24 protein-coding genes are annotated in these 26,285 nt (G+C 39.6%); 18 read left to right on the top strand and 6 right to left on the bottom strand.

Annotated elements, in window-relative coordinates; all coding sequences use genetic code 11:
- Positions 1-54: 54 nt before the first annotated feature.
- A complete protein-coding gene (gene rsgA / locus C1A47_RS11030) occupies positions 55-1,113 on the bottom strand; it encodes a ribosome small subunit-dependent GTPase A (RefSeq protein ID WP_111895100.1) in 1,059 nt (352 codons plus the stop codon).
- A 120-nt stretch (positions 1,114-1,233) separates the two neighbouring features.
- Between rsgA and orn the strand changes: the two genes are divergently transcribed.
- The 4 genes from orn to C1A47_RS11050 all read left to right on the top strand — a co-directional run bounded on the left by orn (position 1,234) and on the right by C1A47_RS11050 (position 5,519).
- The gene (orn, locus tag C1A47_RS11035) at positions 1,234-1,788 is read left to right on the top strand and encodes an oligoribonuclease (RefSeq protein ID WP_111895101.1); all 555 of its coding nucleotides are present in this window, start codon (positions 1,234-1,236) and stop codon (positions 1,786-1,788) included.
- Between the two features lie 423 nt (positions 1,789-2,211).
- Positions 2,212-3,627: an NAD(P)/FAD-dependent oxidoreductase gene (locus tag C1A47_RS11040; RefSeq protein ID WP_111895102.1), complete on the top strand. Its 1,416-nt coding sequence runs from the start codon at positions 2,212-2,214 to the stop codon at positions 3,625-3,627.
- 218 nt (positions 3,628-3,845) lie between these two features.
- Complete coding sequence (locus C1A47_RS11045) at positions 3,846-4,574, top strand: Bax inhibitor-1/YccA family membrane protein (protein ID WP_111895103.1); 729 nt, start codon at positions 3,846-3,848, stop codon at positions 4,572-4,574.
- A 144-nt stretch (positions 4,575-4,718) separates the two neighbouring features.
- Positions 4,719-5,519 (top strand): enoyl-ACP reductase, encoded by an 801-nt coding sequence (locus tag C1A47_RS11050; RefSeq protein ID WP_111895104.1) that lies wholly within the window; start codon positions 4,719-4,721, stop codon positions 5,517-5,519.
- Between the two features lie 60 nt (positions 5,520-5,579).
- Here C1A47_RS11050 and holA read toward each other — a convergent pair whose 3' ends face one another.
- The 4 genes from holA to C1A47_RS11070 all read right to left on the bottom strand — a co-directional run bounded on the left by holA (position 5,580) and on the right by C1A47_RS11070 (position 10,318).
- The gene (gene holA / locus C1A47_RS11055; RefSeq protein ID WP_111895105.1) at positions 5,580-6,566 is read right to left on the bottom strand and encodes a DNA polymerase III subunit delta; all 987 of its coding nucleotides are present in this window, start codon (positions 6,564-6,566) and stop codon (positions 5,580-5,582) included.
- Between the two features lie 12 nt (positions 6,567-6,578).
- Complete coding sequence (lptE, locus tag C1A47_RS11060) at positions 6,579-7,163, bottom strand: LPS assembly lipoprotein LptE (protein WP_111895106.1); 585 nt, start codon at positions 7,161-7,163, stop codon at positions 6,579-6,581.
- Between the two features lie 17 nt (positions 7,164-7,180).
- Positions 7,181-9,805, bottom strand: a complete 2,625-nt coding sequence (gene leuS, locus C1A47_RS11065) for a leucine--tRNA ligase (RefSeq protein WP_111895198.1) — start codon at positions 9,803-9,805, stop codon at positions 7,181-7,183.
- A gap of 141 nt (positions 9,806-9,946) precedes the next feature.
- Positions 9,947-10,318, bottom strand: coding sequence for a DUF4124 domain-containing protein (locus C1A47_RS11070; RefSeq protein WP_413772962.1), 372 nt, complete (start codon positions 10,316-10,318; stop codon positions 9,947-9,949).
- Positions 10,319-10,819: 501 nt separating this feature from the next.
- On the opposite strand from C1A47_RS11070, the gene C1A47_RS11075 reads away from it, so the two are divergent.
- The 3 genes from C1A47_RS11075 to ilvC are packed head-to-tail and all read left to right on the top strand — an operon-like array spanning position 10,820 to position 14,076.
- Complete coding sequence (locus C1A47_RS11075; protein ID WP_111895107.1) at positions 10,820-12,547, top strand: acetolactate synthase 3 large subunit; 1,728 nt, start codon at positions 10,820-10,822, stop codon at positions 12,545-12,547.
- On the top strand, positions 12,544-13,035 hold the full coding sequence (gene ilvN / locus C1A47_RS11080) for an acetolactate synthase small subunit (protein ID WP_111895108.1): 492 nt from the start codon (positions 12,544-12,546) through the stop codon (positions 13,033-13,035). The genes C1A47_RS11075 and ilvN overlap by 4 nt, the downstream gene beginning before the upstream one ends.
- 24 nt (positions 13,036-13,059) lie before the next feature.
- Positions 13,060-14,076: a ketol-acid reductoisomerase gene (gene ilvC / locus C1A47_RS11085; RefSeq protein WP_111895109.1), complete on the top strand. Its 1,017-nt coding sequence runs from the start codon at positions 13,060-13,062 to the stop codon at positions 14,074-14,076.
- A 271-nt stretch (positions 14,077-14,347) separates the two neighbouring features.
- Here the strand turns inward: ilvC and C1A47_RS11090 are convergent, their stop codons facing one another.
- Positions 14,348-15,241 (bottom strand): amino acid ABC transporter substrate-binding protein, encoded by an 894-nt coding sequence (locus C1A47_RS11090; protein ID WP_111895110.1) that lies wholly within the window; start codon positions 15,239-15,241, stop codon positions 14,348-14,350.
- Between the two features lie 1,130 nt (positions 15,242-16,371).
- On the opposite strand from C1A47_RS11090, the gene C1A47_RS11095 reads away from it, so the two are divergent.
- The 11 genes from C1A47_RS11095 (at position 16,372) to C1A47_RS11145 (ending at position 26,280) form a co-directional block, all read left to right on the top strand.
- Positions 16,372-16,881, top strand: coding sequence for a hypothetical protein (locus tag C1A47_RS11095; RefSeq protein ID WP_162625940.1), 510 nt, complete (start codon positions 16,372-16,374; stop codon positions 16,879-16,881).
- A gap of 133 nt (positions 16,882-17,014) precedes the next feature.
- Positions 17,015-17,716: a molecular chaperone gene (locus tag C1A47_RS11100; protein WP_111895112.1), complete on the top strand. Its 702-nt coding sequence runs from the start codon at positions 17,015-17,017 to the stop codon at positions 17,714-17,716.
- 3 nt (positions 17,717-17,719) lie between these two features.
- Positions 17,720-20,020: a fimbria/pilus outer membrane usher protein gene (locus C1A47_RS11105; RefSeq protein ID WP_111895113.1), complete on the top strand. Its 2,301-nt coding sequence runs from the start codon at positions 17,720-17,722 to the stop codon at positions 20,018-20,020.
- A gap of 57 nt (positions 20,021-20,077) precedes the next feature.
- A complete protein-coding gene (locus C1A47_RS11110; RefSeq protein ID WP_227539772.1) occupies positions 20,078-20,443 on the top strand; it encodes a hypothetical protein in 366 nt (121 codons plus the stop codon).
- Between the two features lie 187 nt (positions 20,444-20,630).
- Positions 20,631-21,884, top strand: coding sequence for a glycosyltransferase family 4 protein (locus C1A47_RS11115; protein WP_111895200.1), 1,254 nt, complete (start codon positions 20,631-20,633; stop codon positions 21,882-21,884).
- 38 nt (positions 21,885-21,922) lie between these two features.
- Positions 21,923-22,477 carry a phosphatase PAP2 family protein gene (locus C1A47_RS11120; protein ID WP_111895115.1) on the top strand — a complete coding sequence of 185 codons (555 nt, stop codon included), beginning with the start codon at positions 21,923-21,925 and terminating at the stop codon, positions 22,475-22,477.
- Positions 22,478-22,531: 54 nt separating this feature from the next.
- On the top strand, positions 22,532-22,732 hold the full coding sequence (gene iscX, locus C1A47_RS11125; protein WP_111895116.1) for a Fe-S cluster assembly protein IscX: 201 nt from the start codon (positions 22,532-22,534) through the stop codon (positions 22,730-22,732).
- A 108-nt stretch (positions 22,733-22,840) separates the two neighbouring features.
- Positions 22,841-23,272, top strand: coding sequence for a nucleoside-diphosphate kinase (ndk, locus tag C1A47_RS11130; RefSeq protein ID WP_004902254.1), 432 nt, complete (start codon positions 22,841-22,843; stop codon positions 23,270-23,272).
- 120 nt (positions 23,273-23,392) lie between these two features.
- On the top strand, positions 23,393-24,628 hold the full coding sequence (rlmN, locus tag C1A47_RS11135) for a 23S rRNA (adenine(2503)-C(2))-methyltransferase RlmN (RefSeq protein ID WP_111895117.1): 1,236 nt from the start codon (positions 23,393-23,395) through the stop codon (positions 24,626-24,628).
- Between the two features lie 21 nt (positions 24,629-24,649).
- Positions 24,650-25,507, top strand: a complete 858-nt coding sequence (gene pilW / locus C1A47_RS11140) for a type IV pilus biogenesis/stability protein PilW (RefSeq protein WP_111895201.1) — start codon at positions 24,650-24,652, stop codon at positions 25,505-25,507.
- Complete coding sequence (locus C1A47_RS11145; RefSeq protein ID WP_111895118.1) at positions 25,498-26,280, top strand: helix-turn-helix domain-containing protein; 783 nt, start codon at positions 25,498-25,500, stop codon at positions 26,278-26,280. The genes pilW and C1A47_RS11145 overlap by 10 nt, the downstream gene beginning before the upstream one ends.
- Positions 26,281-26,285: the final 5 nt, after the last annotated feature.

Raw genomic sequence — 26,285 nt, forward strand, 5'->3', positions numbered from 1 at the left:
AGCCTATATTAATAGTGATCAAAAACCTCGCTTCAAGGGTAAATTTCAACAAACTTAATTTTTTTGTTGCGCTTCTTGAATCTCATCACACAAACGTAAAAAACTTTCTAGGCGACGGGGTAGGATTTCACCTGCGGAAGCCGCTTTTTGTAATGAGCAGTTTTTCTCATGCTTATGGGTACAGTTACGGAACTGACAGGTGCCTAACAAGTTGAAAATCTCAGGAAAACCATGTTCAACGGCATCGAGAGTTAAATGCCATAGTCCAAATTCACGAATTCCAGGAGAGTCAATTAAAGCACCAGTTTCACCAAAACTAATCAGACGGGTTGAAGTTGTGGTGTGCTGACCTAGAGCTGAGTTTTCTGAAATGATATTGGTTTTTTGTGCCGCTTCAGGGGCAATTGCATTAATCAGTGAGCTTTTGCCTACACCTGATTGACCGACAAAAGCCACGGTTTCATTGTCTAAACGCTGTGCCAGTGTTGAAATATCGCCCGTAGAACAGGTGTGTAGTACTTCATATCCTAAAGCCTGATATTCGGTGACGAGTTCTAAAATAGGATCATTGTCTTGTAACAAGTCGGTTTTATTCAGCACCAATAACGCAGGAATCTCTGCATTTTGACACGCCACCAAATAACGGTCGATCAGCATGGGTGCAACTTCAGGCAGTGGAGCAAATACAATGACGATGAGGCTGACATTGGCTGCCACAGGTTTAACTTTGTGATAACGGTCAGGGCGGGTCAGTAAAGACTGACGTGGATGAATAGCAGTGATAATGCCCAAACCTGTATTAGGATCAGCTTGCCATTTGACCCGATCGCCCGTCACTAGCAGTTCAAGGTTGGTTCGGGTATGACAGCGCCATACACTGCCCATTTCAATCGGTTTCCAAAAGGGTTCTGGTTCGCCTTCGGCAACCACAGGTTTTTCAGGATGTGGCTCAGGGGTAGAGAGCGCTTTAACTTCTAGCTGACGTCCATAATGTTGCACCACCAAACCTTCAAGATCATTGGAAGTATCGAGATCTTCTTGGCGTGATTGATGCTGTTTTTGAATCCGTCGCTGTTGTTGCTCAGTTAAGCGACGTTTACGGATGAGAGCCATGCATATCCTAAAGACCAACTGAAGAGAATGGCAAAAATAGCATGAAGCCCCGATGAATTACAGCGAAGTTGCAAGAAATTTGCTAATATTGGGGTTTTCAGATAGATAAGAATTGAGTACATGAGCAGCACCCCAGATACACGTTTGATTTGGATTGACCTCGAAATGACAGGTCTGGATACAGATAATGATCAAATTATTGAAATTGCAACAATTATTACAGATGATCATTTAAACGTGTTAGCTGAAGGCCCTGTGCTTGCAGTGCATCAATCAGATCCAATTATCAATGCAATGGATGAGTGGAATACCCGCCAACATGGTCAATCAGGTTTGATTAACCGTGTACGTCGTAGCCAACTGACGGCGCGTGATGCCGAAGTTCAAACCATCGAATTTTTGAAAAAATGGGTCAACCCAAAAGCATCGCCAATGTGTGGTAACTCGATTTGCCAAGACCGCCGTTTCTTACATCGTCTGATGCCTGAATTGGAACAATTCTTCCACTATCGTAATTTAGATGTTTCTTCAGTTAAAGAGTTGGCGAAACGCTGGCGCCCAGAAATTATGTCAGGCCTGAAAAAAGAAGCCTCACATTTGGCTTTAGATGATATTCGTGACTCGATTCGTGAGTTGAAATATTACCGTGAATATTTTTTCATCATGAATAAATAATCCCTAAAACCTGCCCAAGCGGCAGGTTTTTTTATGGGTGAACGAACGTGATAGCGCAAAGAAAAGCAGAAGTGCTCTCTAGAAAAGCATCAGAAAATACGCCACTATATTGAAAAGGTCGAGAGTTTGAGTCGTGGTTGAGTAACGATTTCATAATAGATACTTACCCAAAATGGCATATTAATTGCTCAATTTTCAGTAAACACTCAAACGTAAAGGATGATGTCGGCCGATCAAATATTGAATAATCTGTGGTTATCATGGAGGTTACACGGCAAGTTTGAATATTTTTCTAGATTTCTTTTTTAGCGCGACATAAACCGTTTTTTCATTATCTATAGTTTCTTTGGTTTTCTCACTATTGAACCCTCTCCAAGAAAACGCTCAATCAAAATAATCAAATTCAAGATTTGGAGTCCGATTATGCGAAAGATAGATAAACCTCTTATTTTAGAGGACGTAGAATATAAGCGAAGTATTCACAACCAACTCGATAAGGAATGGAGTTGGTTGAACCCCGACTGTGCCGATATTGATCAGCCTGCCAATTATTATGAAAGTTCTCTGGCGGACTGGCAGTGTTTTGACACACTGAGTAGCGATCAGGAATGTGATGTTGTGGTGATTGGTGGCGGATTGCTCGGCTCATCAACCGCATTACATTTATCCGAAATGGGTGTAGACACTATTTTGGTGGAAAAAAACCGTATTGGTAGTGCCGCTTCAGGACGAAATGGTGGACAACTCACTCCAGGCTTGGCACGTTGGGAAGCTTCGGAAATGCTTGAGCACATGAGCGTAGAAGATGCCAAAAAGCTTTGGCGTTTTACAGCCGATGAAGCCATGCAACTCATTGATGACATTATTGATAAATATGATTTGTCCCTAGACCGTAAGCAGGGGCATATCACAACTGCAGTACATGAAGGGCATTTGATTGCACTAACGCAAGGTGCAGATGCTCGAAAATTCCTTGGCGAAGATCACACAAAAATCATAGGCAAACATGAAGTACATAACTATGTAAACAGCGAAGCGTATCATGGTGGGCTAATTGACAGTTTAGGTGGACAAATTCACCCGTTGGCACTAACTCGTGGTTTAATTTATGGCTTCTCTAAAAATGGTGGTCAGGTTTTTGAACAGACAGAAGTTATAGAATTAAAAACGCAGGCTGATGGTGTCTATGTGCATACGACACATGGCGTGATTAAAGCACGTAAAAGTGTGGTGCTGGCGGTACATCATGCCTCGTTTAAATTGCTAGAGTCACATAACCAAACCACGATTCCATTATTTACTTATGTCTGTACCACAGCACCTTTAGAAGTAGATTTAAAAGACATCATTCCTTCTGACTATGCGGTTTACGATACTCAATTTGCACTGGATTTTTATCGAGGGGTGTCAAAAAATCGTTTGTTATTTGGTGGTGAAGGTACAGGAACCTGCTGGAATCCACATCGTGCCTATCAGTATTTACAAAGACGGATTCATCACGTTTTTCCACAGTTAAAATCTGTTGAACTCGACTTTGTCTGGAGCGGGGAAACCGATCTTACCTATAATGGTGCAACCGATTGTCGTAAGTTTGGCGATCGTTACCCAATTTATGCGGTACATGGCTGGAGCGGTCACGGTGTGGCGCAAACGGTTCGGATTGGTAAAGCCATCGCCCATGATTTTATTGGTGTATCGCATGATTATGAAATGCTGACCAAAATTCCACATAAGGACATCTTATTTGGTCGGGAGCTTGCACCTTTAGCGATTCCTTTGGCAAAAGGTGCTTATGAAATTAATGCTTTTTTTAACCCAGCCAAACTGATTTCATTTTAATTCAGTCAGTCGAAAATTTAAAAAACCGCCGTGAATGGCGGTTTTTTTATTGCATTAAAATAATGAAATTAAAAATTCTTTAATTAATCTTATGTTTTTAATTTTTAAAGATATAACACAAAATATCGTTACAAAAATACAGCGTAAAATTTATATTTAGCACGCTTTAAAGATTAAAATTAGAAGGTATCTAGTTAAATATAACAATGAGTGAAACGATGCAAAGCAATAACCCCATTTTAACGCGTGTAGAAACCTACAGCGATTATCAGCACCCGATGACCATTCAGGGTGCAGTCAACAAGTCAGTCTTACTCACCAGCATTGCCGCAGGTCTAGGTTTGGTGTTCTTCTTCTACTGTGCCATGAGCATGAACTTTGGTTTAGCCATGACAGGTGCAATGGTCGGTGCGATTGGTGGCTTTATTTTGGCACTCATTACCACGTTTAAGCCAAACACCGCTCGTACACTGGCGATTCCGTATGCATTGTTTGAAGGTGCATTCCTTGGCGGTATTTCGTTTGTATTCCAAGCGAAATATCCAGGTGCGCCACTCCAAGCATTATTGGCAACTTTCGTCACTACCTTGGTTTTGTTTGGTCTGTACAAAATGCAGATTATTCGTGCGACTGAAAAATTTAAAGCCATTGTGCTTTCAGCCACTTTAGCCATCTGTATTGTGTTTGTTGTGCAAATGATGATGAGCATGATCTTTAGCTCAAGTATTCCTTATGTCTTTGAAAGCAATGCCTTAGGAATTGGTTTTGCGGCATTTGTTGCGATTATTGCTTCTTTAAATCTAATTCTAGATTTCGATTTAATTGAGAATGCAGCAGCGCAGCGCGCACCACAAGCATTTGAATGGACATGTGCAATTGCATTATTGGCAACTTTGGTTTGGATGTATATTTCATTTTTACGTCTAATCGGCATGTCACGTGATTAATCTCATGTATTGTTAAGCGAAAACGCACCTAAAATCAGGTGCGTTTTTTATTGGAAATCTTGAAAATAGGCGCATTATGCAATTTCTAAAAGTCTGAAGAATTGGCATTATGCAGATATAAAACATCTTGATGAGAGAAAATTCATGGCAGGATTATTAGCAGGAAAACGCTTTTTAATTGCTGGTGTTGCAAGCAAACTATCTATCGCATTTGGTATTGCACAAGCTCTACACCGTGAAGGTGCTGAATTGGCATTTACTTACCCAAATGAAAAACTAAAAAAACGTGTGGATGAATTTGCTGAGCAATTTGGTTCAAAATTGGTGTTTCCTTGTGATGTCGCTGTAGATGCAGAGATTGATCAAGCATTTGCTGATCTTGCACAACACTGGGATGGTTTAGACGGTGTGGTTCACTCAATCGGTTTTGCGCCAGCGCATACACTCGATGGTGACTTTACTGACGTGACTGACCGTGAAGGTTTCCGCGTTGCACATGACATTAGTGCGTACAGCTTCATCGCGATGGCTCGTGCTGCTAAGCCATTGTTACAAGCACGTCAAGGTTGTTTGTTGACATTGACTTACCAAGGTTCTGAGCGCGTAATGCCGAACTACAACGTGATGGGTCTTGCGAAAGCATCTTTAGAAGCGGGTGTACGTTACTTGGCATCAAGCATGGGCGTTGACGGTATTCGTGTGAATGCGATCTCTGCTGGTCCAATCCGTACTTTGGCTGCTTCTGGTATTAAATCTTTCCGTAAGATGTTAGATGCCAACGAAAAAATTTCTCCACTTAAACGCAACGTTACTATTGAAGAAGTGGGTAATGCTGCGTTGTTCCTATGCTCACCTTGGGCTTCAGGGATTACAGGTGAAATCATGTATGTTGATGCAGGTTTCAACACTGTTGGTATGAGCCAATCAATGATGGATGACGAATAATTTTTTAAATTATTTCACCCATAAAAAAATCAGCTTTTTTAAGCTGATTTTTTTATGTCTTTAATTAAACAAAGGCTTGCCACATAGTTCAGCCACGGCTTGTAAACATAGGTGTTCGGGATCTTCTTCAGAGGCGCCTTTAATTGCAGCATCAATTCGTAGTAATAAGCCTGACCAAGCTAAAAAACGTTGTGCTGAAAGTCGACGTAAGGCTTGTTGATATAAAGAAACACGTGTTTTCCAGATGCCAAGCTGTAGCGCATTCTGCGGTTGCTCATAGAGTTGCATTAACAAACGCATTTCTTTACTGATTGACCATAAAATCAGACTCATGGCTTCACCTGTGGCCAATAAGTACTGATAAATTTTCACCGACTGAGCAAAGTCACCTTGTAGCATGCTGTCATTTAGATCATAGGTACTATAACGTGATTGGTCTTGTAGACACTGATAAAGTTGCTCAATTCCGATGTGCTGTAAGTCGGGGAAAGTATCACTCACACGAATTAAACTGTTTTTGGCTGCCAGCAAGTTGTGCTCATGATGTTCAAGCAACCATTGCCACGCATCCTGATTTAAAGTGATGCCGAGTTTGTCGGCTTCTGTTGCTAAAATGCGTTGACGGTCTTGCGGGTAATTGGCTTGCAAAGAAACCAATACACCATTGGCTTCAATGGTCTGAAAAAAACTGGATTTTAGGCTTTGTGCATCTTGCTTGGGCATCACCACAACAAGCAGGTTCTGCTCATTGTATTGCAGGTATTCTTTGAGTAGCTTGAGTCCTGCTGCATCGGGTTTAATATTGCCATGTGCTTCAATTGCCAGTTGCTGAGAAAAGAGCGACAGGCTATTTAGCGCATTAAAGACATTTTTCCAGTCCTGAACACTGTGAATTTCATAGCGTTGTCGTTCAATTTCCTGACTTTGCCAATGGCGGCGCAGAGCATCGAGCAGGTTCTGTTCAAGCAAAGGTTCTTGACCTTGCATAACCCAAGCACCCTGTGCTTCGTGGACACGTTTGAGTGCTTGTAGGTAGTCGAGCTTCATAACAACAAAAAATTAAGGTGCTGTTGCTGGTGAGGAAGAAGCGGGAGCAGGTTGTAGCTGTGGTAAGCGATTGGTCGAAATTTGACGCGCCATTTGTTGAGCCACATCGTCAATCAAGTTGATAATTACAGAATCTTGTTCGTTATCATCGACGTTGACCGATTCAACGTTGTATTGATAGCTTTTTACACCATTAATGGTACGAGGGGCAGTGACAGGATTGCCTTGCGCATCTTCAATTTGGAAAGTGACATTTAAATGTAAAATCACTTCGGCAACCCGACCGCTAAGTTTTTGACGGCGGTAGTTGTACTCTAAGATATGAAGCGTATAAGCATCTTTAGCATCATCAAATTGAATGCCATAACCAGATAAATAGCTTTTTAACTTGGTTTGTAAAGTGTTCCCTTGAGGAATCAAATTATTGTTTGTATCTGTTACATGAAGGGCTTCACTTGGCAAGTTCAACTTCATGTGTGGGTATGCCACAGGCATTGAGGTCGGACTGAGACCTTTTAAATGAAAGCCACAGCCGACTAAGCTTGCACTTAGACCAAGAGTTAAAACGATAGATGCTAAACGTGGGACTAAGTGCATGCGTATTCCTCAACTAATTAAACGACTAAGTTCACCAATTTGTTTGGTACAACAATTTCTTTCTTGGTTTCACCCGTTAAGAATTGTTGAACTTCAGGTAAAGCTTTGGCTTGTGCTAACAAATCTTCTTTAGAAATATCAACACTTACTTCTAATTTACCACGAAGTTTACCATTCACTTGTACCACAATCGTTTGTGTATTACGGGTCAATGCTGACTCGTCAACACTAGGGAAAGCTGTTGTGGTTAAGTCGATACCAAACTGAGCCAAAACGGTTTGGCTTAAGTGTGGTGCAAATGGTGCAAGTAAAGTCAGTAAGGTAATCACAGCTTCACGTGCAACCGCTGCATCGTTGTCTGATTTTACTTCAAACTTGGTGATCGCGTTAAGCAATTCCATTTGAGCGGCAATCGCCGTGTTAAATGCATAACGACGTTCAACATCATCACCCACTTTGGCAATGGTTTCATGTACTTTACGACGCAAGTCTTGTGCTTCTTTAGACAAGTTTGCTTTATCTAATGCAACAGTTGCATAACCTTGTTCAAAGAAGTTACTGCTTAAACGCCATACACGTTTCAAGAAACGGTTTGCACCTTCAACACCTGCATCAGACCATTCAAGTGATTGATCTGGTGGAGCAGCAAACATCATGAAGACACGTGCAGTATCTGCGCCGTACTGGTCAATAATCGCTTGTGGGTCAACACCGTTATTTTTCGATTTTGACATTTTTTCCTGACCGCCAATGATCACTGGCTGACCATCTGCTGTGTATATTGCAGACAGGATACGACCTTTTTCATCACGCTCAAGTTCAACGTCAGCAGGGTTAAACCATGTTTTCTTGCCAGACTCATCTTCACGGTAGAAAGTGTCTGCCAATACCATGCCTTGAGTGAGCAAGTTGGCAAATGGTTCATTGCCTTGTACCACACCTTCATCACGCATCAATTTATGGAAGAAACGTGCATAAAGTAAGTGCAAGATTGCATGTTCTACACCGCCGATATATTGGTTCACGGGTAACCAAGTTTGAGCAGCTTCAGGTTTGATCATGCCATCGGTGTAATCAGGTGAAGCATAACGTGCGTAATACCAAGAAGACTCAACAAAAGTATCTAGGGTATCGGTTTCACGTTTTGCTGCTTTGCCACAACATGGACAAGTCGTTTCGTAGAACTCAGGCATTTTAGCCAATGGGTTACCAGAACCGTCTGGAACAACGTCAGTTGGCAAGATCACTGGAAGTTGTTCTTCAGGAACAGGCACTTGACCACAGTCGTCACAGTTGATCATTGGGATTGGACAACCCCAGTAACGCTGACGAGAAACACCCCAGTCACGTAAACGGAACTGAACTTTTTTGTTGGCTAAAGTTTGTGGTTCTAGTTTTGCAAGGAAAGCATCGAATGCAGCTTGGAAACCTAAACCGTCAAATTCACCTGAATTAACCAGTTTGCCGTCTTTAGAGCCGTACCATTCTTGCCATTCAGTTGCATTGAATGCAGTGTCATCTTTACCTTGAGCATCAATCACTTGCTTGATTGGTAAGTTGAACTTGTTTGCAAATTCAAAATCACGTTCGTCATGTGCAGGAACTGCCATCACTGCGCCAGAACCGTAAGTCATCAGAACGTAGTTTGCGATCCAAACTTCAACATTTTCACCTGTTAAAGGATGTTTTACGAATAAACCAGTCGCACGACCTTTTTTCTCAGCCGTAGCAAGATCTGCTTCAGCAACTGAACCATGACGACATTCTTCAATAAATTCATTGAGTTCAGGGCGAAGCTCAGCCGCTTTTTTCGCTAAAGGATGGTCGGCTGCAACAGCAACATAAGTCACACCCATTAACGTATCTGGACGTGTGGTATACACCATCAAGCTGTCTGCATAAATGCTTTCATCAGCAGAAGGGAAAATGATTTCCATGCCTTCTGAGCGACCAATCCAGTTACGCTGCATGGTCACAACCTGTTGTGGCCAGCCTTCTTTTAATTGTTCTAAATCATCCAGTAATTCTTGTGCATAGTCAGTAATGCGGAAGTAGTACATTGGAATATCACGTTTTTCAACCAATGCACCTGAACGCCAACCGCGACCATCAACCACTTGTTCATTGGCAAGGACGGTTTGATCGACTGGATCCCAGTTAACCGTTGAAGATTTACGGTAAATTAAGCCTTTTTTATACAATTGAACAAATAGCCATTGTTCCCAGCGATAGTATTCTGGTGTGCAGGTCGCAATTTCACGATCCCAGTCAATTGCAAGACCTAAGCTTTTTAATTGATTACGCATGTAATCGATATTTTCAAATGTCCATTTTGCGGGTGCAACTTTGTGTGCAATCGCAGCATTTTCCGCAGGCAAACCGAAAGCATCCCAACCCATCGGTTGTAGGACTTGTTCGCCTTTTAAACGGTGGAAACGGCTGATGACATCCCCAATGGTATAGTTACGCACATGACCCATATGCAGTTTGCCACTTGGGTAAGGGAACATCGACAGAATATAGCGATGTTTACCTTCTACCGTGTCAGCAACTTTAAAGACTTTACGATTTTCCCAGTCTTGTTGGACTTGAGGTTCAATCGCACTGGCTTGATATTCAGGGTCAATATGAGGTGTAGTCATAAACGTAATAAGAACAATGTGAAAATAGTTTGTGGCAAAGCATAGCGCAAAATGCACCTAAAAGTGAATTTTGCGCAAGAAAATATCATCTGTCTATCGGCAAATTTCGACAAACAGAAGAAAAGCTGGGAATTTTAAAGCTTATTGGGCTTGGGGTACTTTCATTGGCTGGTTTTGTTGGTTGCCTTGAGGCGGTTGTTGCATATTAGCTTGATTTTGAGCGGGTGCATTGTGATTTGTATTGCTTTGCGCTGTATTTGCCTGCTGAGCATTATTATTTGCAGTCATGGTTTTATTGCTTGGTGCTTCTGTTACTGGTGCAGGTGCCCAACCATGAGTTTGAATTTTACCACGAGTTTTTACCCCTTTGATTTTTGGAGGAGGTGTCGTGGTGTAATGTGTTGAACCATGCGCATCAACCCACTTGTAGTAGGTTGGTTGTGCAAAAGTGATATTGCTTAACCCCATTAAGCTCAATCCAATGATACTGGCAATTGTTATGTGTTTTTGCATTTTCATGGCAATCCTTATTGGTTTTAAATCATGATGCTGTGCAAATTTTAGCGTGTTTTTTTGCTGAAAATATGAATTTCTCGGATTAATTAACATTAAAACTTGGATTTTCAATTATTGAGTTCGATAGGGGATTGATAATTTGATTTTTGTGAGGTTAAGCAATTTTAGAAAAAAATCACAGAAGCCTTGACAATCGGAGATGAAACAACAAGAATGCTACACTTATTTATCTGATCACCCTTCGGATAAGTAAACGAATTGTGCAATAGGCATATATCTCTAGCCGAGCTATATGTTGAATTAAAAATGTGTTTATCCCAGCATGTTTTTTTTACGTTAAAGATGCAGTATTTACAGGTTATATCGCTGTTGCATCTGATTTTTATCCTATTGCAGCGCCTAGGCGTAAAATTTGTGCTATAAGAGTACAGTTTGTATGAATTAAACACTATGTAATGCCTCCCATTACATAGAAAAAAGATATTAGGGTGAATCACGTTGGAACTTCTATCTGGTGGTGAAATGCTCGTTCGTGCACTTGCGGACGAAGGTGTTGAACACGTTTTCGGATATCCTGGTGGCGCAGTTTTGCACATCTATGATGCATTATTTAAACAAGACAAAATTGAGCACTATCTAGTACGCCATGAACAAGCGGCTGGACATATGGCGGATGCATATTCGCGTGTCACAGGCAAAACTGGTGTTGTACTGGTCACCTCAGGTCCTGGCGCAACCAATACTGTTACACCAATCGCAACAGCGTACATGGACTCCATTCCGATGGTGATTCTGTCTGGTCAGGTCGCTTCACATTTAATTGGTGAAGATGCTTTCCAGGAAACAGATATGGTCGGTGTGTCACGTCCAATCGTGAAGCACAGCTTCCAAGTTCGTCATGCAAGTGAAATTCCTGCCATCATCAAAAAAGCATTCTATATCGCTGCGAGTGGTCGTCCTGGCCCGGTTGTGGTCGATATTCCTAAAGATGCGACTAATCCAGCAGAAAAATTTGCTTACGAATACCCTGAAAAAGTGAAGATGCGTTCTTACCAGCCACCTTATCGTGGTCATTCTGGTCAGATTCGTAAAGCAGTTGAAGAGCTGATTTCTGCTAAACGCCCTGTGATCTACAGTGGTGGTGGTGTAGTACAAGGTAATGCAGCAGCATTGTTGACTGAGCTTGCGCATTTATTAAATTACCCTGTGACTAATACCTTGATGGGTCTTGGTGGCTTCCCTGGTACAGATCCACAGTTTGTGGGCATGTTGGGGATGCATGGTTGCTATGAAGCCAATATGGTGATGCACAATGCCGATGTAATTTTTGCAGTTGGTGCACGTTTTGATGACCGTGTAACCAATAACCCTGCAAAATTCTGTCCAAATGCCAAAGTCATTCATATTGATATTGATCCAGCAACAATTTCTAAGACGATTTCTGCGCATATTCCAATCGTGGGTGCTGTTGAACCAGTACTTCAGGAAATGTTGAGCCAGTTGAAACAGTTGAATGTGTCTAAGCCAAACCCTGAAGCATTAGCGGATTGGTGGAAGCAGATCAATGAATGGCGTCAAGTTCATGGCTTGAAATATGAGCCTGCGGTTGATGGTGGTATGAAGCCACAGCAAGTGGTTGAAACTTTATATAAAGTGACCAATGGTGAAGCGATCATCACGTCTGACGTGGGTCAGCACCAAATGTTTGCTGCTTTGTACTATAAGTATGATCAACCACGTCAATGGGTAAACTCTGGCGGTTTGGGTACGATGGGCGTTGGTTTGCCGTATGCAATGGCAGCAAAGCTTGCAAAACCTGATCAGCAAGTGGTGTGTATTACAGGTGAAGCATCGATTCAGATGTGTATTCAAGAGCTTTCAACCTGTAAGCAATATGGCTTAAACGTCAAGATTCTATGCTTGAATAACCGTGCACTTGGTATGGTTAAACAATGGCAAGACATGAACTATGAAGGTCGTCATTCAAGTTCATATGTTGAATCATTGCCAGACTTTAGCAAGTTAATGGAAGCTTATGGACACGTGGGTATTCAAATTAACCACGCAGATGAGCTTGAAGCCAAACTTGAAGAAGCCATGGCAATTAACGATAAATGTGTGTTTATTAACGTGATGGTTGACCGTTCTGAGCATGTTTACCCAATGCTGATCGCTGGTCAGTCCATGAAAGACATGTGGTTAAATAAAGGGGAGCGTACACAATGAGACACATTATCTCTGTACTGATTGAGAATGAATCAGGTGCGCTTTCTCGTTTAGTGGGCTTGTTTAGTCAACGTGGTTACAACATTGAAACACTCAATGTTGCGCCTACGGAAGACCCAACTTTGTCTCGCCTAACATTAACGACGTATGGCGATGACCATAAAATTGAGCAAATCACCAAACAACTCAATAAGTTAATTGAAGTTGTAAAAGTGGTTGATTTGAGTGAAGGTGCGCACATTGAGCGAGAACTCATGCTGATCAAAGTGAAGGCATTAGGTGCAGCACGTGATGAAATCAAACGCACAACGGATATTTTCCGTGCTTCAATTGTTGACGTTACACCAACGACTTATACCATTCAGATTGTTGGTGCGACTGAAAAACTCGACGGATTTATTGATGCTTTAGCTGAAAATACCATTTTGGAAGTGGTGCGTTCAGGCGTGTCAGGTATTGCACGCGGCGAAAAAGTATTAACGGTTTAAAAAAGATTTTACTGGAGAACACAAATGCAAATTTTTTACGATAAAGACTGTGACTTATCTATCATCCAAGGCAAAAAAGTAGCGATCATTGGTTATGGTTCACAAGGCCATGCACACGCACTTAACTTGAAAGATTCTGGCGTAGACGTAACTGTTGGTTTACGTGCTGGTTCAGCATCTTGGAAAAAAGCTGAAAATGCTGGTCTTAAAGTTTCTGAAGTTCCTGCTGCAGTTGCTCAAGCTGACTTGGTCATGATCTTGACTCCAGATGAGTTCCAATCTCAACTTTATCGTGATGTAATTGAGCCAAACATCAAAGAAGGCGCAACTTTAGCATTTGCTCACGGTTTCTCTGTTCTTTACAACCAAGTTGTTCCACGTAAAGATTTAGATGTAATCATGGTTGCTCCTAAAGCGCCTGGTCACACTGTACGTTCAGAATATCAACGTGGTTCAGGTGTACCTGACTTAATCGCAATTCACCAAGATGCTTCTGGTAATGCACGTAACGTAGCACTTTCTTACGCTTCAGGTGTAGGTGGTGGTCGTACAGGTATTATCGAAACTTCATTCCGTGAAGAAACTGAAACTGACTTGTTCGGTGAGCAAGCAGTTCTTTGTGGTGGTGCGGTTGAATTGGTTAAAATGGGCTTCGAAACTTTGGTTGAAGCGGGTTATGCACCAGAAATGGCTTACTTCGAATGCTTGCACGAACTTAAATTGATCGTTGACTTGATGTTCGAAGGCGGTATTGCGGACATGAACTACTCAGTATCTAACAATGCTGAATATGGTGAGTACGTAACTGGCGTTGAAGTAATCAATGAACAGTCTCGTGAAGCAATGCGTAATGCACTTAAACGTATTCAATCTGGTGAATACGCGAAGATGTTCATTAACGAAGGTGCATTGAACTATCCTTCAATGACTGCTCGTCGTCGTCAAAATGCTGCACACGGTATTGAAGTAACTGGTGCGAAACTACGTGCGATGATGCCTTGGATTCAAGCAAACAAAATCGTTGATAAAGAGAAGAACTAATTTCTCGAATCAATTGATTTGAATGCAAAGACCCACTCTATTTGAGTGGGTTTTTTATGTTTACGGTTACGTGCCTCAAAAAGATGAACGCAGTGCTTTCATTTTTTTCGTACCTTGGATTCAAGCAAACAAAATCGTAGATAAAGAGAAAAACTAAGTTTTAGTTTATTCTAAATAAAAAACCCTAACTTAATGTTAGGGTTTTTTATTGCTCATTTCCCAATCTATGCTGTATAGCGTAAAAGTAAGCTATACAGCATGCTTTTAGGTTTTAGATACCTGCATCCGTTGGACGACGTTGCAAGTTTAAGTATGAACGACTTGGGTCTAAATCGAGGTTAATATTTTTTGGTGGAATTGGAGACTGGAACCATTTTTTATAAAGGTTTCGCATTTCGCCAGATTTCCACAAGCCATTCACGCTACCATCAACAACTTCTTTGAACTTACTATCTCCTTTTGGCAGCATGATTCCATAAGGTTCAGCGGACAATACAGGCCCTACAATCGCATAAGCTCCTGGATTTGAACTTTTAGCAATTAAGCCAGCAAGAATGTTGTCATCCATTACAAAAGCTTCTGCCTTGCCATTTGCTAAAATCGCAAATGAGTCATCCATATCACGACCATACAGATTGATGACATCGATATTCTTGCCGCGTTCATTGCGTTTGACATATTGGTCTGATGTTGTACCTGCGGTTGTGACAACTGCTTTATGATCTAAATCCGAAATATTGTGAATATTGGCGCCCTTTTTCACAGCCATACGTACTTCTGTGTAGTAGAAGTTGGTTGAGAAAGCGACTTCTTGCTGGCGTTTATAAGAGTTGGTGATTGACTCGCATGCCATGTCAATACGACCCGATTTAATGTCTGGAATGCGTTGGCTTGGTGTGACTGCCAGATACTCAATACGTAAGTTTGGCATATTGAGTTGTCTTTTGACATCGCTTGCAACATGACGACAAATATCGATGGCATAACCATCTGCTTTACCATTCGCGATATAAGAAATTGGCATCGATGTATCGCTGAAGCCAATGATGATTTTCCCCGAACTTTTAATCTTTGCAAGTGTATCAACAGCGTAAACTTGGCTTGCCCCGAGAGAGATGCAGGTGAACAAAGATGATGCAATGATGGATTTTGAAGATAGTTTCATAACTTCCCTAATTAGTAGCTTAATCGCTCTGTTTTGTTGTAAAAATAGGCAAAAACCCAGTGTAATTTATAAGCAAAACAAATGCCATAATTTTGCCTCTAATATTCTGATTTTGTTGGTTTTTATTTGAATTTTTGATGTTAAATCATTGATTTTATTTCACTATTTATTTTTAAAATTTTCATATAAAAATCCTGAAAAAACAATGTATTGTATAATAATTAACCTTTAAGATGTGAGGTGTCATTCAAATGAAACATAATGGTGCATTCATTGTTTAGTTGTGCTTTTTAATGGTGCTTTTATTTAAAAAAATAATCATTTTTTACTAAAAAACAGGTTAGAGGTGGTGTCTGAAAATGACTGACTTGAGCTAAAAACGGATTGCTGGATTGTCTTTTTTAGCAAGTTATGAATTTTTTGTTACACACATAAAATGTGAAAATGGCAAGTGAAATGGCTTCATCATTATGGGCTAAAAATTAGAAGTAATAGGATTATTGGGAAAGGAGCTTTTGCTAAATTGTTTGCTTCATAAGGTATGATATAAGGTGAAATACTTTTTAGGGTAAGTGTGGCAAAAGAAGACTCAGTTTGTTGTGCATTTAATTGTTAAATAGCTTGATAGTCATAAATTTTATAAAATACAAATAGTTAAATTTTTAGGGCATATCAGCGAATTGATTTTTATAAATAAGTATAAAATGTGAATTAAGTCTCATTTTTATGCTTAAAATATAAAATATTTATCAAAAATTGCTTTTATTGTTAACTTTTATTGTTTTTATATATTTTAATGTATTTCTTATGGAAAAATTAAGAATTATGTATGTATATGATTTTTTTGTTTGAAAAAATAATATGAGAAAGTTTCTTTTTTGTATTTGAGAATATTATATATAAGTAAGAAAATATTTAAGAAAATCTGTGTAAAAAATTATCATAATAAACAGAAATTTAAAGGAATAATTTTAATTTTTTAATTAAAACATGAAATCGGATGCTTTTTTCATCATTTTAAAAAACGTCGCTAACATTTATCCAGCACTTATAAAAAGATCTAACTCGAAATATAAAATGAGCTAAGGAATTTTATAAATGCCAATAAATAAAAACAAAGGAGATGGGTTATGAACATAATGATGAAAACACTATTATCTACAGTAGCATTCGTTGGTTTTGTTAGTATTGCGCATGCAGATAATGGTCCAAACCGTCATCACCGGTGTAATTTTAATGAGTTATGCACCAGTGCAGATATTCCAGTTGAACTAGCTGTAGATCCGGGCTGTGAATTAACTGTAGACACCAGTGCAATCACATTGACAGATCCGAATAATACAGGCACAGCAACACAATCGCGTAACTTTAATGTCAAAGCAAATTATGCTTATAAAATTAAAGTTGATACAGATCATCATGCAAGTGATACAACAACAAACCTAACATTTGGTTCTGATACAGTCTTGACCACTGTTTCTACAAGTGGTGGTTTATCTGCCTTAGGACAAATATATAATAAATCAATGCCATCTGCTGCTGGTGATGATTATACTGCCACTTTCACAACAGCAGAAGATTTCTCTACAAAACCAGTTGGAACTTATACAGATACTTATCATATCTATATTTACTTTTGATCTGGAATTTTAATTTGAATAAAATCTGAGTTCTATCAAAATTAATTTTGATAGAACTCATTATTATAATTTTGTTAAATAAAAAATTAACTATGAAATTAAACTAATCAAAAATATATAAAGGATGAAAAAAATGAAAAAATGGATATCTATCTTCTTGTTAATGTTACTGATGATGCAGACGCTATGGGCTGGACTTCGTATAATTCCATTGCAGATGTATATTTCAGATAAAAAGCAGCAAAGAAGTACATCAATCATGTTGACTTCAAAAGGAATGCCAGAAGCTAAAATTTTTGAAGTTTCGGCTGCAAAATGGTCGCAAAATGAGAAAGGTGAGGATATTTTAGAGCCAGATTCGAGTATTATTATAAATCCTAAAAACTTTGTATTAAAACCGGATTCAAAACAAATTGTAAGAGTGGGTTTTAGTAAAATGCCAAATTTGGGAGAAAAGGAAGGAACATGGCGAATTATTTTTTCAGAAGTTCCACCTGCATTATCTAATAATACAATTGGTTTTTTGCTTAACGTTTCAGTTCCACTCTTTGTTGGTAAGCAAAGTCCAGTGGATTTAAAAATTACTCCAAAATATGAAGATAATGGGTTCACTGTTAATATGAAGAATAATGCAGATTCGCATATTCAGATCTTAGAAATGAGCTTAGTTGATGAAAATAAAAAAGAAATTTCAGCAATTCATGATATGAAATATTTGTTAACGAAACAAGAATATGATTTTAAATTTCCTCAGATAAAATCAAGAAATACAAATAAAATTTTAATAAAAACAGATAAAAGTGAAAAACCATTGGAGTTTAAACTTAAGGAATAGACAATGAAAAAAATGATTATGATCATCAATGGATTGGTTATTTGTTCATTTGTTCATGCAGGGGGAGGAGTAGATAATGAACAAGTTTTGGTAGATGTTTGGCTCAATGGCGTTGATCGAAATGTAGAAACAGTATTGCTTAAAGATAATAACCAACTTTATGTGGAGTGTAGTGTACTAAATGAGTTGGAGGTGAAAATGGAATTTTTTCAAAACCATCCGAGTCAAAAGCAATATTGCTTGGTGAGCTCATCTTCAGTGACTTCTGAGTTAGATATGGGCTTGCAGGCGGTAAAAATTAATGTTCCTCCAGAGTACTTTTCTGGATTTTTAACAAAGGGAAAGCTATCGGTACCAAACAAAGCTAGCTTTGGTGGTTTTTTAAACTATGACTTTTATTTCGATAAGTCTACAAACTCGCATAGTTTCAATAATTTGTATGAATTAGGTTTTTTTAAAGATTATTGGATGTTTAAAAACTCTGTGATTTACAGAGATCAGGTTAATAGTGGTGAGGAATCAGTCGTTCGGTTGAATACTGAGTTTAGTCTTGATTTTCCAGAGAATTATACTCGGTTGATATTGGGAGATACTACAACAGTCTATAATCCTTTGGCGAGTTCTTTTCGTTTTGGAGGGGTGAGCTTTGGGACCAACTATAATGAACGTTCTGATTTTATTTACTGGAATTCTCCAATATTGAGGGGGAGTGCTGTAGTTCCTTCTATTGTTGATTTATATATCAACGGAACGCGAATTTATAGGCAAAACGTTACTCCTGGTGATTATGTATTACAAACTGGTGCTAATATTCAAGAGTCTGGAAATGCACAGATTGTCGTACAGGACGTGCTTGGAAATCGGAGTGTACAAAATTTTCCAATTCTAATTAATAATCGATTATTACAAACGGGTTTAAATGATTATAATATTTCGATAGGTAAGATACGTTATAATTATGATTATAATAGTTCGGACTACCGTGAATTCTTTTCAAGTGTTTATTTTCGACGTGGTATAACTGATAAAACAACTTTAGGTTTTACAGCAGAATATAGCTCAGATATTCAGACTGCTGGTTTAATGTGGACCCAAGCAGCTCCCAAATTTGCTTTATTTGATTTTTCTGCAATGGGAAGTCATGGACATGGTGAAAATGGTTATGCATTTGGTGCATCAGTCAGTCGTACTTTTCAGAAGTTTTCATTTGGATTAAGCTCTCGTTATTCATCAAAAAAATTCCAGTCATTAGGTTATACTGATTCAACAAGTATTCCTGAATTTGATAATTTAGCTTATTTAAGTTTTTATAATATTCCATTTTTTGATAGTGTAAATTTAAATTATATTGATCGACGATATTATAAAGATGCAGTCTATGGTTCACCAAATACAAAGTTACTTAATGTAAGTGTTTCAAAAACTATTACTCCTCGAATTAGCTTAATGCTAACTTATTTTAAAGATTTTGGTGATATTCCAAAGGATGGAGCTTATCTTGCATTGAGATTTAATCTGGATAATAAGGCTGTCTATTTTAATCAGTCAGTTGATGGGGATACTCGGATTGATTTTTCACGAACATCATCGGAGCAAAATGGTTTTGATTATTCTGTGGGTGCAAATCGAAGTAATGGTGAGATGGGCTATAATGCATCCGGAATGTTAAGAACATCTTATGGTGATTTACGAGTTCTTTATAATCAAGATCAAAAATACTATGATACTCAGTTAGATTATAAAGGAGCTTTGGTTTGGTTAGATAATCAGTTTAATTTTACAAAGGCAGTTGATAATGCCTTTGCTTTAGTTAAAGTTTCTGATTATAAGGATATTGAGGTTTATCGCTCATTGGTTCCAGTTGGAAAAACCAAAAAAAATGGTTATTTCTTTATTCATGATATATTGCCATATATCACATATGACCTATCTTTTAATCAAGATCAAATTCCTATTGAAAGTAAACTTGAGGGTTCAACTAAAAAACTGATTGCCCTTGATCAACGGGGGTATTTCTTTGATTTTCCAATTTATCAAACCAAGCAAGTTGTTGTTAAACTTTTAAATACCAAGAATGAAATTTTGCCGAGAGCAACAGAAGTTTATTTGGATGATAATCAGGATGAGATTTATCCAGTAGATGTTGTGGGTAATGTGTATTTATACGGATTATTGCCAAATCATCAATATCACCTTAAAGCAAAAATAGGGGAGGACTCGTACTGCACCAGTGAATTGGATGTACCTGCACAAACTAAGGAAAGTAGTGATTCAGAAAAACCACTGGAGCTTATATGCAAGTGATGGAGAAATCTCATGAAAAGGTTATGTATTTTTTGTCTAACTTATTGTGTGTTGAGCATGACCTATGCTGCTTCGTGTTCAGTAAGTGGTGTGACGGAACCAATGATGAGGTTGGCAAATTATTATCATAGCCAATCTGCAACTTCATTTACTGTGAATTGTGATCAAGGATATTCAATTCGCTTTAGTAGTATGAATTTATATAGTACAGATGGTGCCAGCTTTCTATCAAATGGACCTAATAAAATTAGAACGAGAATGACGGTTTCGGGACCCGTAGGAAATTTATGGAATGTACCATTGACTGCAAATACTACGGGGACTAATCGGTATATTATCTCTGTTCATTTGGAAGAAGAGCCAAAGGTTAGTACACCCGCAGGCATTTATCGAGATGTGATTTATGTTAATTTATCTTTCTAATTTTTGGTGATACCTGTTTCATTAAAAGATGCAGGTATCATTTTTATCTTTATGAAAATATAAAAGATCAACTAACAAAAAATACCTTACTCTGTCAAAAAAGCGTCATTGACTGATCATTAAATTGCAAGAAACTTCACCTAGAGTAGTCGTAATAAAACAACAAAATTATGGTGGAACTATGCTCATGCCATCGACTGCTGCATTGAAACGCCAGTTAGATATGCCGTTTAGGTTTAAGTTTAAACGTGTTCAGAAGGAATCTGTACAAGAACGGACTGTCGAACAACTGATTCGCCCAAAACTCAAAATTGCAATTGTTACCGAAACATGGCCACCTGAAATCAATGGTGTTGCGCTCTCATTGATGCATTTGTCTGAAGGATTGCAACAACAAGGGCATAAAATTTTACTAATTCGCCCTGAACAAAGTCATAGCTATAGTCGGTTTCAGCCTGATCAGGAATGTTTGGTAGCAGCGCATAAAATTCCAAAATATCCAACTTTGCAGTTTGGTCGACCTCAATGGAATAAGGTGGCTAAAGCAATTGAACAGTTTCAGCCTGATGTGGTGCATATAGTTACTGAGGGGCCACTGGGGTTGTTGGCATTGCAAGTTGCTAAAATGAAGAAAATTGCGGTATCTAGTGGTTTTCATTCACCATTTCAAGAGTTTAGTCGGTTTTTTGATTTGGCTTTTTTGGTTAAGCCGATTCAGCATTATTTACGCTGGTTTCATAACAATACCGATTTAACTTGTGTGCCGAGTCAGGATACAGCGCGTGCTTTAAAAGCTTATGGTGTGACTTGTCCAATTCAGGTCATTAGTCGCGGTGTTGATCATCGGCTATTTTCGCCAGAACATCGCTCTGAGAATCTTCGTGAGCATTGGGGTGTTGATAGTCAGACTAAGGTTCTCCTGTATGTTGGACGCCTGTCTCCTGAGAAAGAGATTCATGTGTTGATTGAAGGTTATTTACAAGCACGCTTTCAGCAACAAGCCGTCCAGTTGGTTATTGTTGGAGATGGGCCGGATCGGGAGCGCTTACAGCAACTTGACCCAGAACAACAAGTGATCTTTATGGGAAATCTGACAGGACAGCGTCTTGCAGAAGCTTATGCTAGTAGTGATGTCTTTGTATTTGCAAGTCGAGTAGAAACTTTTGGAAATGTGGTGCTTGAGGCAATGGCAAGTGGATTGCCTGTATTGACATACGACTATGCATGTGCGCATGCTTATGTGCAGGATCAATTGTCTGGGTGGTTACTCGACATAAAAGACGAGCTGGGTTTTTTACAGCGCATGCAAGATTTACCAACCATAGCCCAGTTGCATTTAATGGGGCAGCAGGCACGTATGCAAGTTAAAGACGCAGGCTGGCAAAGACCTGTACAGCAATTTGAACAGGCATTGTATGGGCTGGTCATGAGTGAGAATTAAGTAAATTCATCTTTATCATCTTCGATGGGGAGCGGGTTATGACAAATTTTCAGCGAGCTAAGTTATACATTTTGGCACTTGATTTAAAAGGGTGCTTGTACCTGAATCATTTTTCCCACTCACAAGGCGTGAGTCAGTTTTTTAAAGTGATTAGTCGTTTAGGTGATGGTTGGTTTTGGTATGTCATGCTCAGTATTGTTTGGTTGAGTCATGGTTTTACTTATTTGACTAAAATCGCTTATTTAATTGTGGCAGGCTCAGTCGGAACCTTACTCTATAAATTGCTCAAGCATAAGACTGTTCGCCCAAGACCTTATCAGGTGCATCAGGTGATAGTTTTGGGTGAGCGTCCGCTGGATCATTTTAGTTTTCCATCTGGACATACCTTGCATGCGGTGCTGGCAACCACAGTTCTTGGATACATTCAGCCGATTCTACTGATTTGCATGTTGCCATTTACGCTCTTGGTTGCACTTTCGCGCATGGTGCTGGGTTTGCACTATCCGACTGATGTAATTATTGGTGCCATTTTAGGTGGTACGGTGGCATGGGGGGTAATTTCCTGTGCGCCAATTTTTAATCTGGTGTTGTAAAACCTAGGTTGAGATTTTAAAGTAGCCACAGCTATACACAGACTAGGATAGATGATGGGCTTACGTTGGACAGATACAATCGATATCGCAATTGAATTACTGGAAGCACATCCAGATGTAGATCCACAGTGGGTTCGCTTCACGGATTTACACGCATGGATTTGTGCATTACCTGATTTTAGTGATGATCCAAATAAGTCAACAGAAGGCTTGCTTGAAGCCATTCAGATGGCTTGGATTGATGAAAGTAACTAAAAATAGTTAAAAACCCAAACTTTTACATTTTCTTAGCTGATTATTCCGATTGACATCGGTATAATGCGGCAAAAATTTATCCTGATTTTTTGAGTTAAGGAGCCAGACATGGCAATTGAACGTACTTTATCTATCGTAAAACCAGACGCTGTTGCTAAAAACCACATCGGTGACATTTTTGCTCGTTTTGAAAAAGCTGGCTTAAAAATCGTTGCAACTAAAATGAAACACCTTTCTCAAGCTGAAGCTGAAGGTTTCTACGCTGAGCACAAAGAACGTGGTTTCTTTGCTGACCTAGTTGCGTTCATGACTTCTGGTCCAGTGGTTGTTTCTGTTCTTGAAGGTGAAAACGCAGTTCTTGCTCACCGTGAAATCTTGGGCGCTACAAACCCTAAAGAAGCTGCTCCTGGTACAATCCGTGCAGATTTCGCTGTAAGCATCGATGAAAATGCTGCTCATGGTTCTGACTCAGTAGCATCTGCTGCTCGCGAAGTTTCTTACTTCTTCGCTCAAACTGAAGTTTGCCCACGCACTCGTTAATCGAGACACTTCAAACCAGATAAGTGTTATAATGCTTATCTGGTTTTTTTATTCTTGAAAATCTCTTGGCTAAAATACGGCCGTTCTTGTTTTTTCTTTGACATTGTTTAGGTAATACACATGGCTCTTGAAGCAGTTGGTTCATCTTTGGTTGTGGATGGACAAGACAACACCGCCACATTGCATCAGCCTGCGAATTCAGTGCAAAAAGTTAACTTACTTGGCATGTCACGGGCAGAACTCGAAAAATTCTTTGAAGATTTGGGCGAAAAAAAGTTTCGCGCAGGTCAGGTCATGAAATGGATTCATCAGTTCTTTGTGACTGATTTTGCTGAAATGACCAATATTTCAGGTAAACTTCGAGAAAAACTCGAGTCGCTTTGTGAAATTAAAGCACCTGAAGTTGTTCACCGTAATTACTCAAAAGATGGCACACGTAAATGGGTGTTCCGCGTGGGTGAGGGTGAAGGCTCTCTGGTTGAAACCGTATTGATTCCTGCGGAAGACAAAACAGGTTCACGTAAGACCTTGTGTATTTCATCACAAGTGGGCTGTGCACTGGATTGTTCATTTTGTTCAACAGGGAAACAAGGCTTTCAACGAGATTTGACCCCAGCCGAAATTATTGGTCAGCTGTGGATGGCAAACTTCTCTTATATGGAAGAGGTGCCTGTAGCAGAGCGCGAACGCTCAGTGACTAATGTGGTGATGATGGGTATGGGTGAGCCATTGCTCAACTACGATGCCGTATTAAGTTCAATGCGCATTATGCTGGATGACTTTGCTTATGGCATGTCCAAGCGTCGTGTGACTTTGTCCACTTCGGGGGTTGTGCCAAAAATTGATCAGTTGGCGCAAGATATTGATGTGGCTCTCGCCATTTCTTTACATGCACCAAATGATGAACTGCGTAACGAGCTTGTACCTATCAATAAAAAATATCCGTTAGAACAACTCATTACAGCTTGTCAGCGTTATATTGGTAAAGATGGTAATGAAAGTGCACGTAAGCACGTCACAATTGAATATGTCATGTTGGATGGTGTCAATGACCAACCTGAACATGCACAGCAGTTATTGAAATTATTAAAGAATTTACCAAGTAAAATTAACCTGATTCCTTTCAATCCGTTCCCGCATGCACCTTACGGTCGCTCAAGTCGTAACCGTATTATTGCATTCCAAAAAACTTTGTCAGATGCTGGCTTTGTCTGTACTATTCGTCAGACACGTGGCGATGATATCGATGCTGCATGTGGTCAACTGGTTGGTCAAGTGGCAGACCGTACCCGCCGCGCAGCACAGTGGCAAAAGAAAATCGCTGAAAAAAATGAGATTATACGCTCAAAAGGATAATAACCAACTGAGGTGTTTGGCGTGAAAAAAACGGTACAACATTGTGTGACATTATTTGGTTTAGGTCTCTTGGTAGTGAGTTTTCAGGGGTGTAGTACCCTGAGTTTATTGAAAAAAGATCAAACACCGACGTATGCTGATATTAGTACGCCAAGCGGTAAGTTTAAGCGAGATAAGAAAAAAGCTGCTGAAATTCGTGTGGAAATTGCAGCTGAATATTTGCGGACAGGTCAACTGGATGCGGCAAAACGTGCATTGGATGAAGTGTTTGAAGAAACTAGTCGCAATGTGCGGGCGAATATGCTGATGGCAGTGTTGCTACAGCAGGAAGGTAGTCCCGAAAATGTGGCGAAAGCCGAAGAATATTTTAAACGTGCAATTTCGATTGATCCCGAAGATGCACAAACGCGTAACAATTATGGGCGTTATCTGTTCCAGTTAGGGCGCTATAATGACGCGCTCGAACAACTCAAACTTGCAGCGACGACTTTGGGGTATGATCAGCGCGGGATGGCACTTGAAAATCTAGGTTTGACTTATATGAAACTAGGTGATGTGCCGAACGCTGAAAAAACATTCAGACAGGCGTTGCAGGTGAATCAAAACTCAGCAGTTTCGATGGTAGAGTTGGCAGACATTTTTTACCTGCGCCAACAATTTGCGCTTGCAACAGAAGCGTATGGTGATTATGTGCGTGTTGTTGGTGATAAAAACCAAAACGCACGAGGTCTATGGGTTGGTATTCGCGTTGCCCGCGCCAATGGCGATAATATGGGCATGCAAGTTTTGGTGAATCAATTGCGGGCTTTGTTCCCGAATAGCCAAGAATATCAACGTTATTTGCAATTACAGTACAGTACTGAGGCGGTATGGAAGTAAATCCAAATTCACAGCAATCGACGGGTACATCAGCAACCCCTAATACTTTAGGCAACGTTCAACGTCCAGGTGAATATTTACGTCATATCCGCCTTGCTCAAAAACGTGAATTGGCTGATGTGTCAAAAGCTTTGAATATGCCAGTAAAAACATTAGAAGCGTTAGAAGGGGATGAGTACAAATCATTGCCTGAAGCAACGTTTATTAAAGGTTATTACCGTGCATATGCGAAGTTTCTCAATGTTGATGCTTCGGCGATCATTCAGCGTTTTGATGAAATTTATGCCAATGATACGGGTTTATTACCAAATCATGCTTTAAAAGATTCACCGATTAAAATCATGGGCAAATTGCCTGGTTCAAACAGTGATCGCAATAAAAAGTGGTTAAAACGCATTCTGATTGCGATTGTGGTCATTGTTGTTGGAAGTTTGGTGGTTGTAGGGTTGCAAAAATGGGCAGCGAAAAAACAGCCAGCGCAGGCAAATCCACAATCTAATATGCAAGTTCTATCTGTGGATCCAAATGCAGCATCAACAAGTGATCAGTTGGATTTGAAATTTTCACAGCCAACTTCAGTAAATATTGTTGATTCAACTGGTAAGGTTCTGGCAACAGGTCGTCAATCTGAAGATTTAAGCCTGAAAGGTGTCTCACCATTCCAAGTTCGTTTAGATGATGCGAGTGTTGTGACTTTAAGTCTGAACAATGAAACTATTCCTTTAGGACCGTATACGGTAAATGGTAAGGCAGACTTCCGTTTATCACGTTAATGCAA

The organism is Acinetobacter sp. MB5 (genome assembly GCF_003261585.1).
Taxonomy (GTDB): domain Bacteria; phylum Pseudomonadota; class Gammaproteobacteria; order Pseudomonadales; family Moraxellaceae; genus Acinetobacter.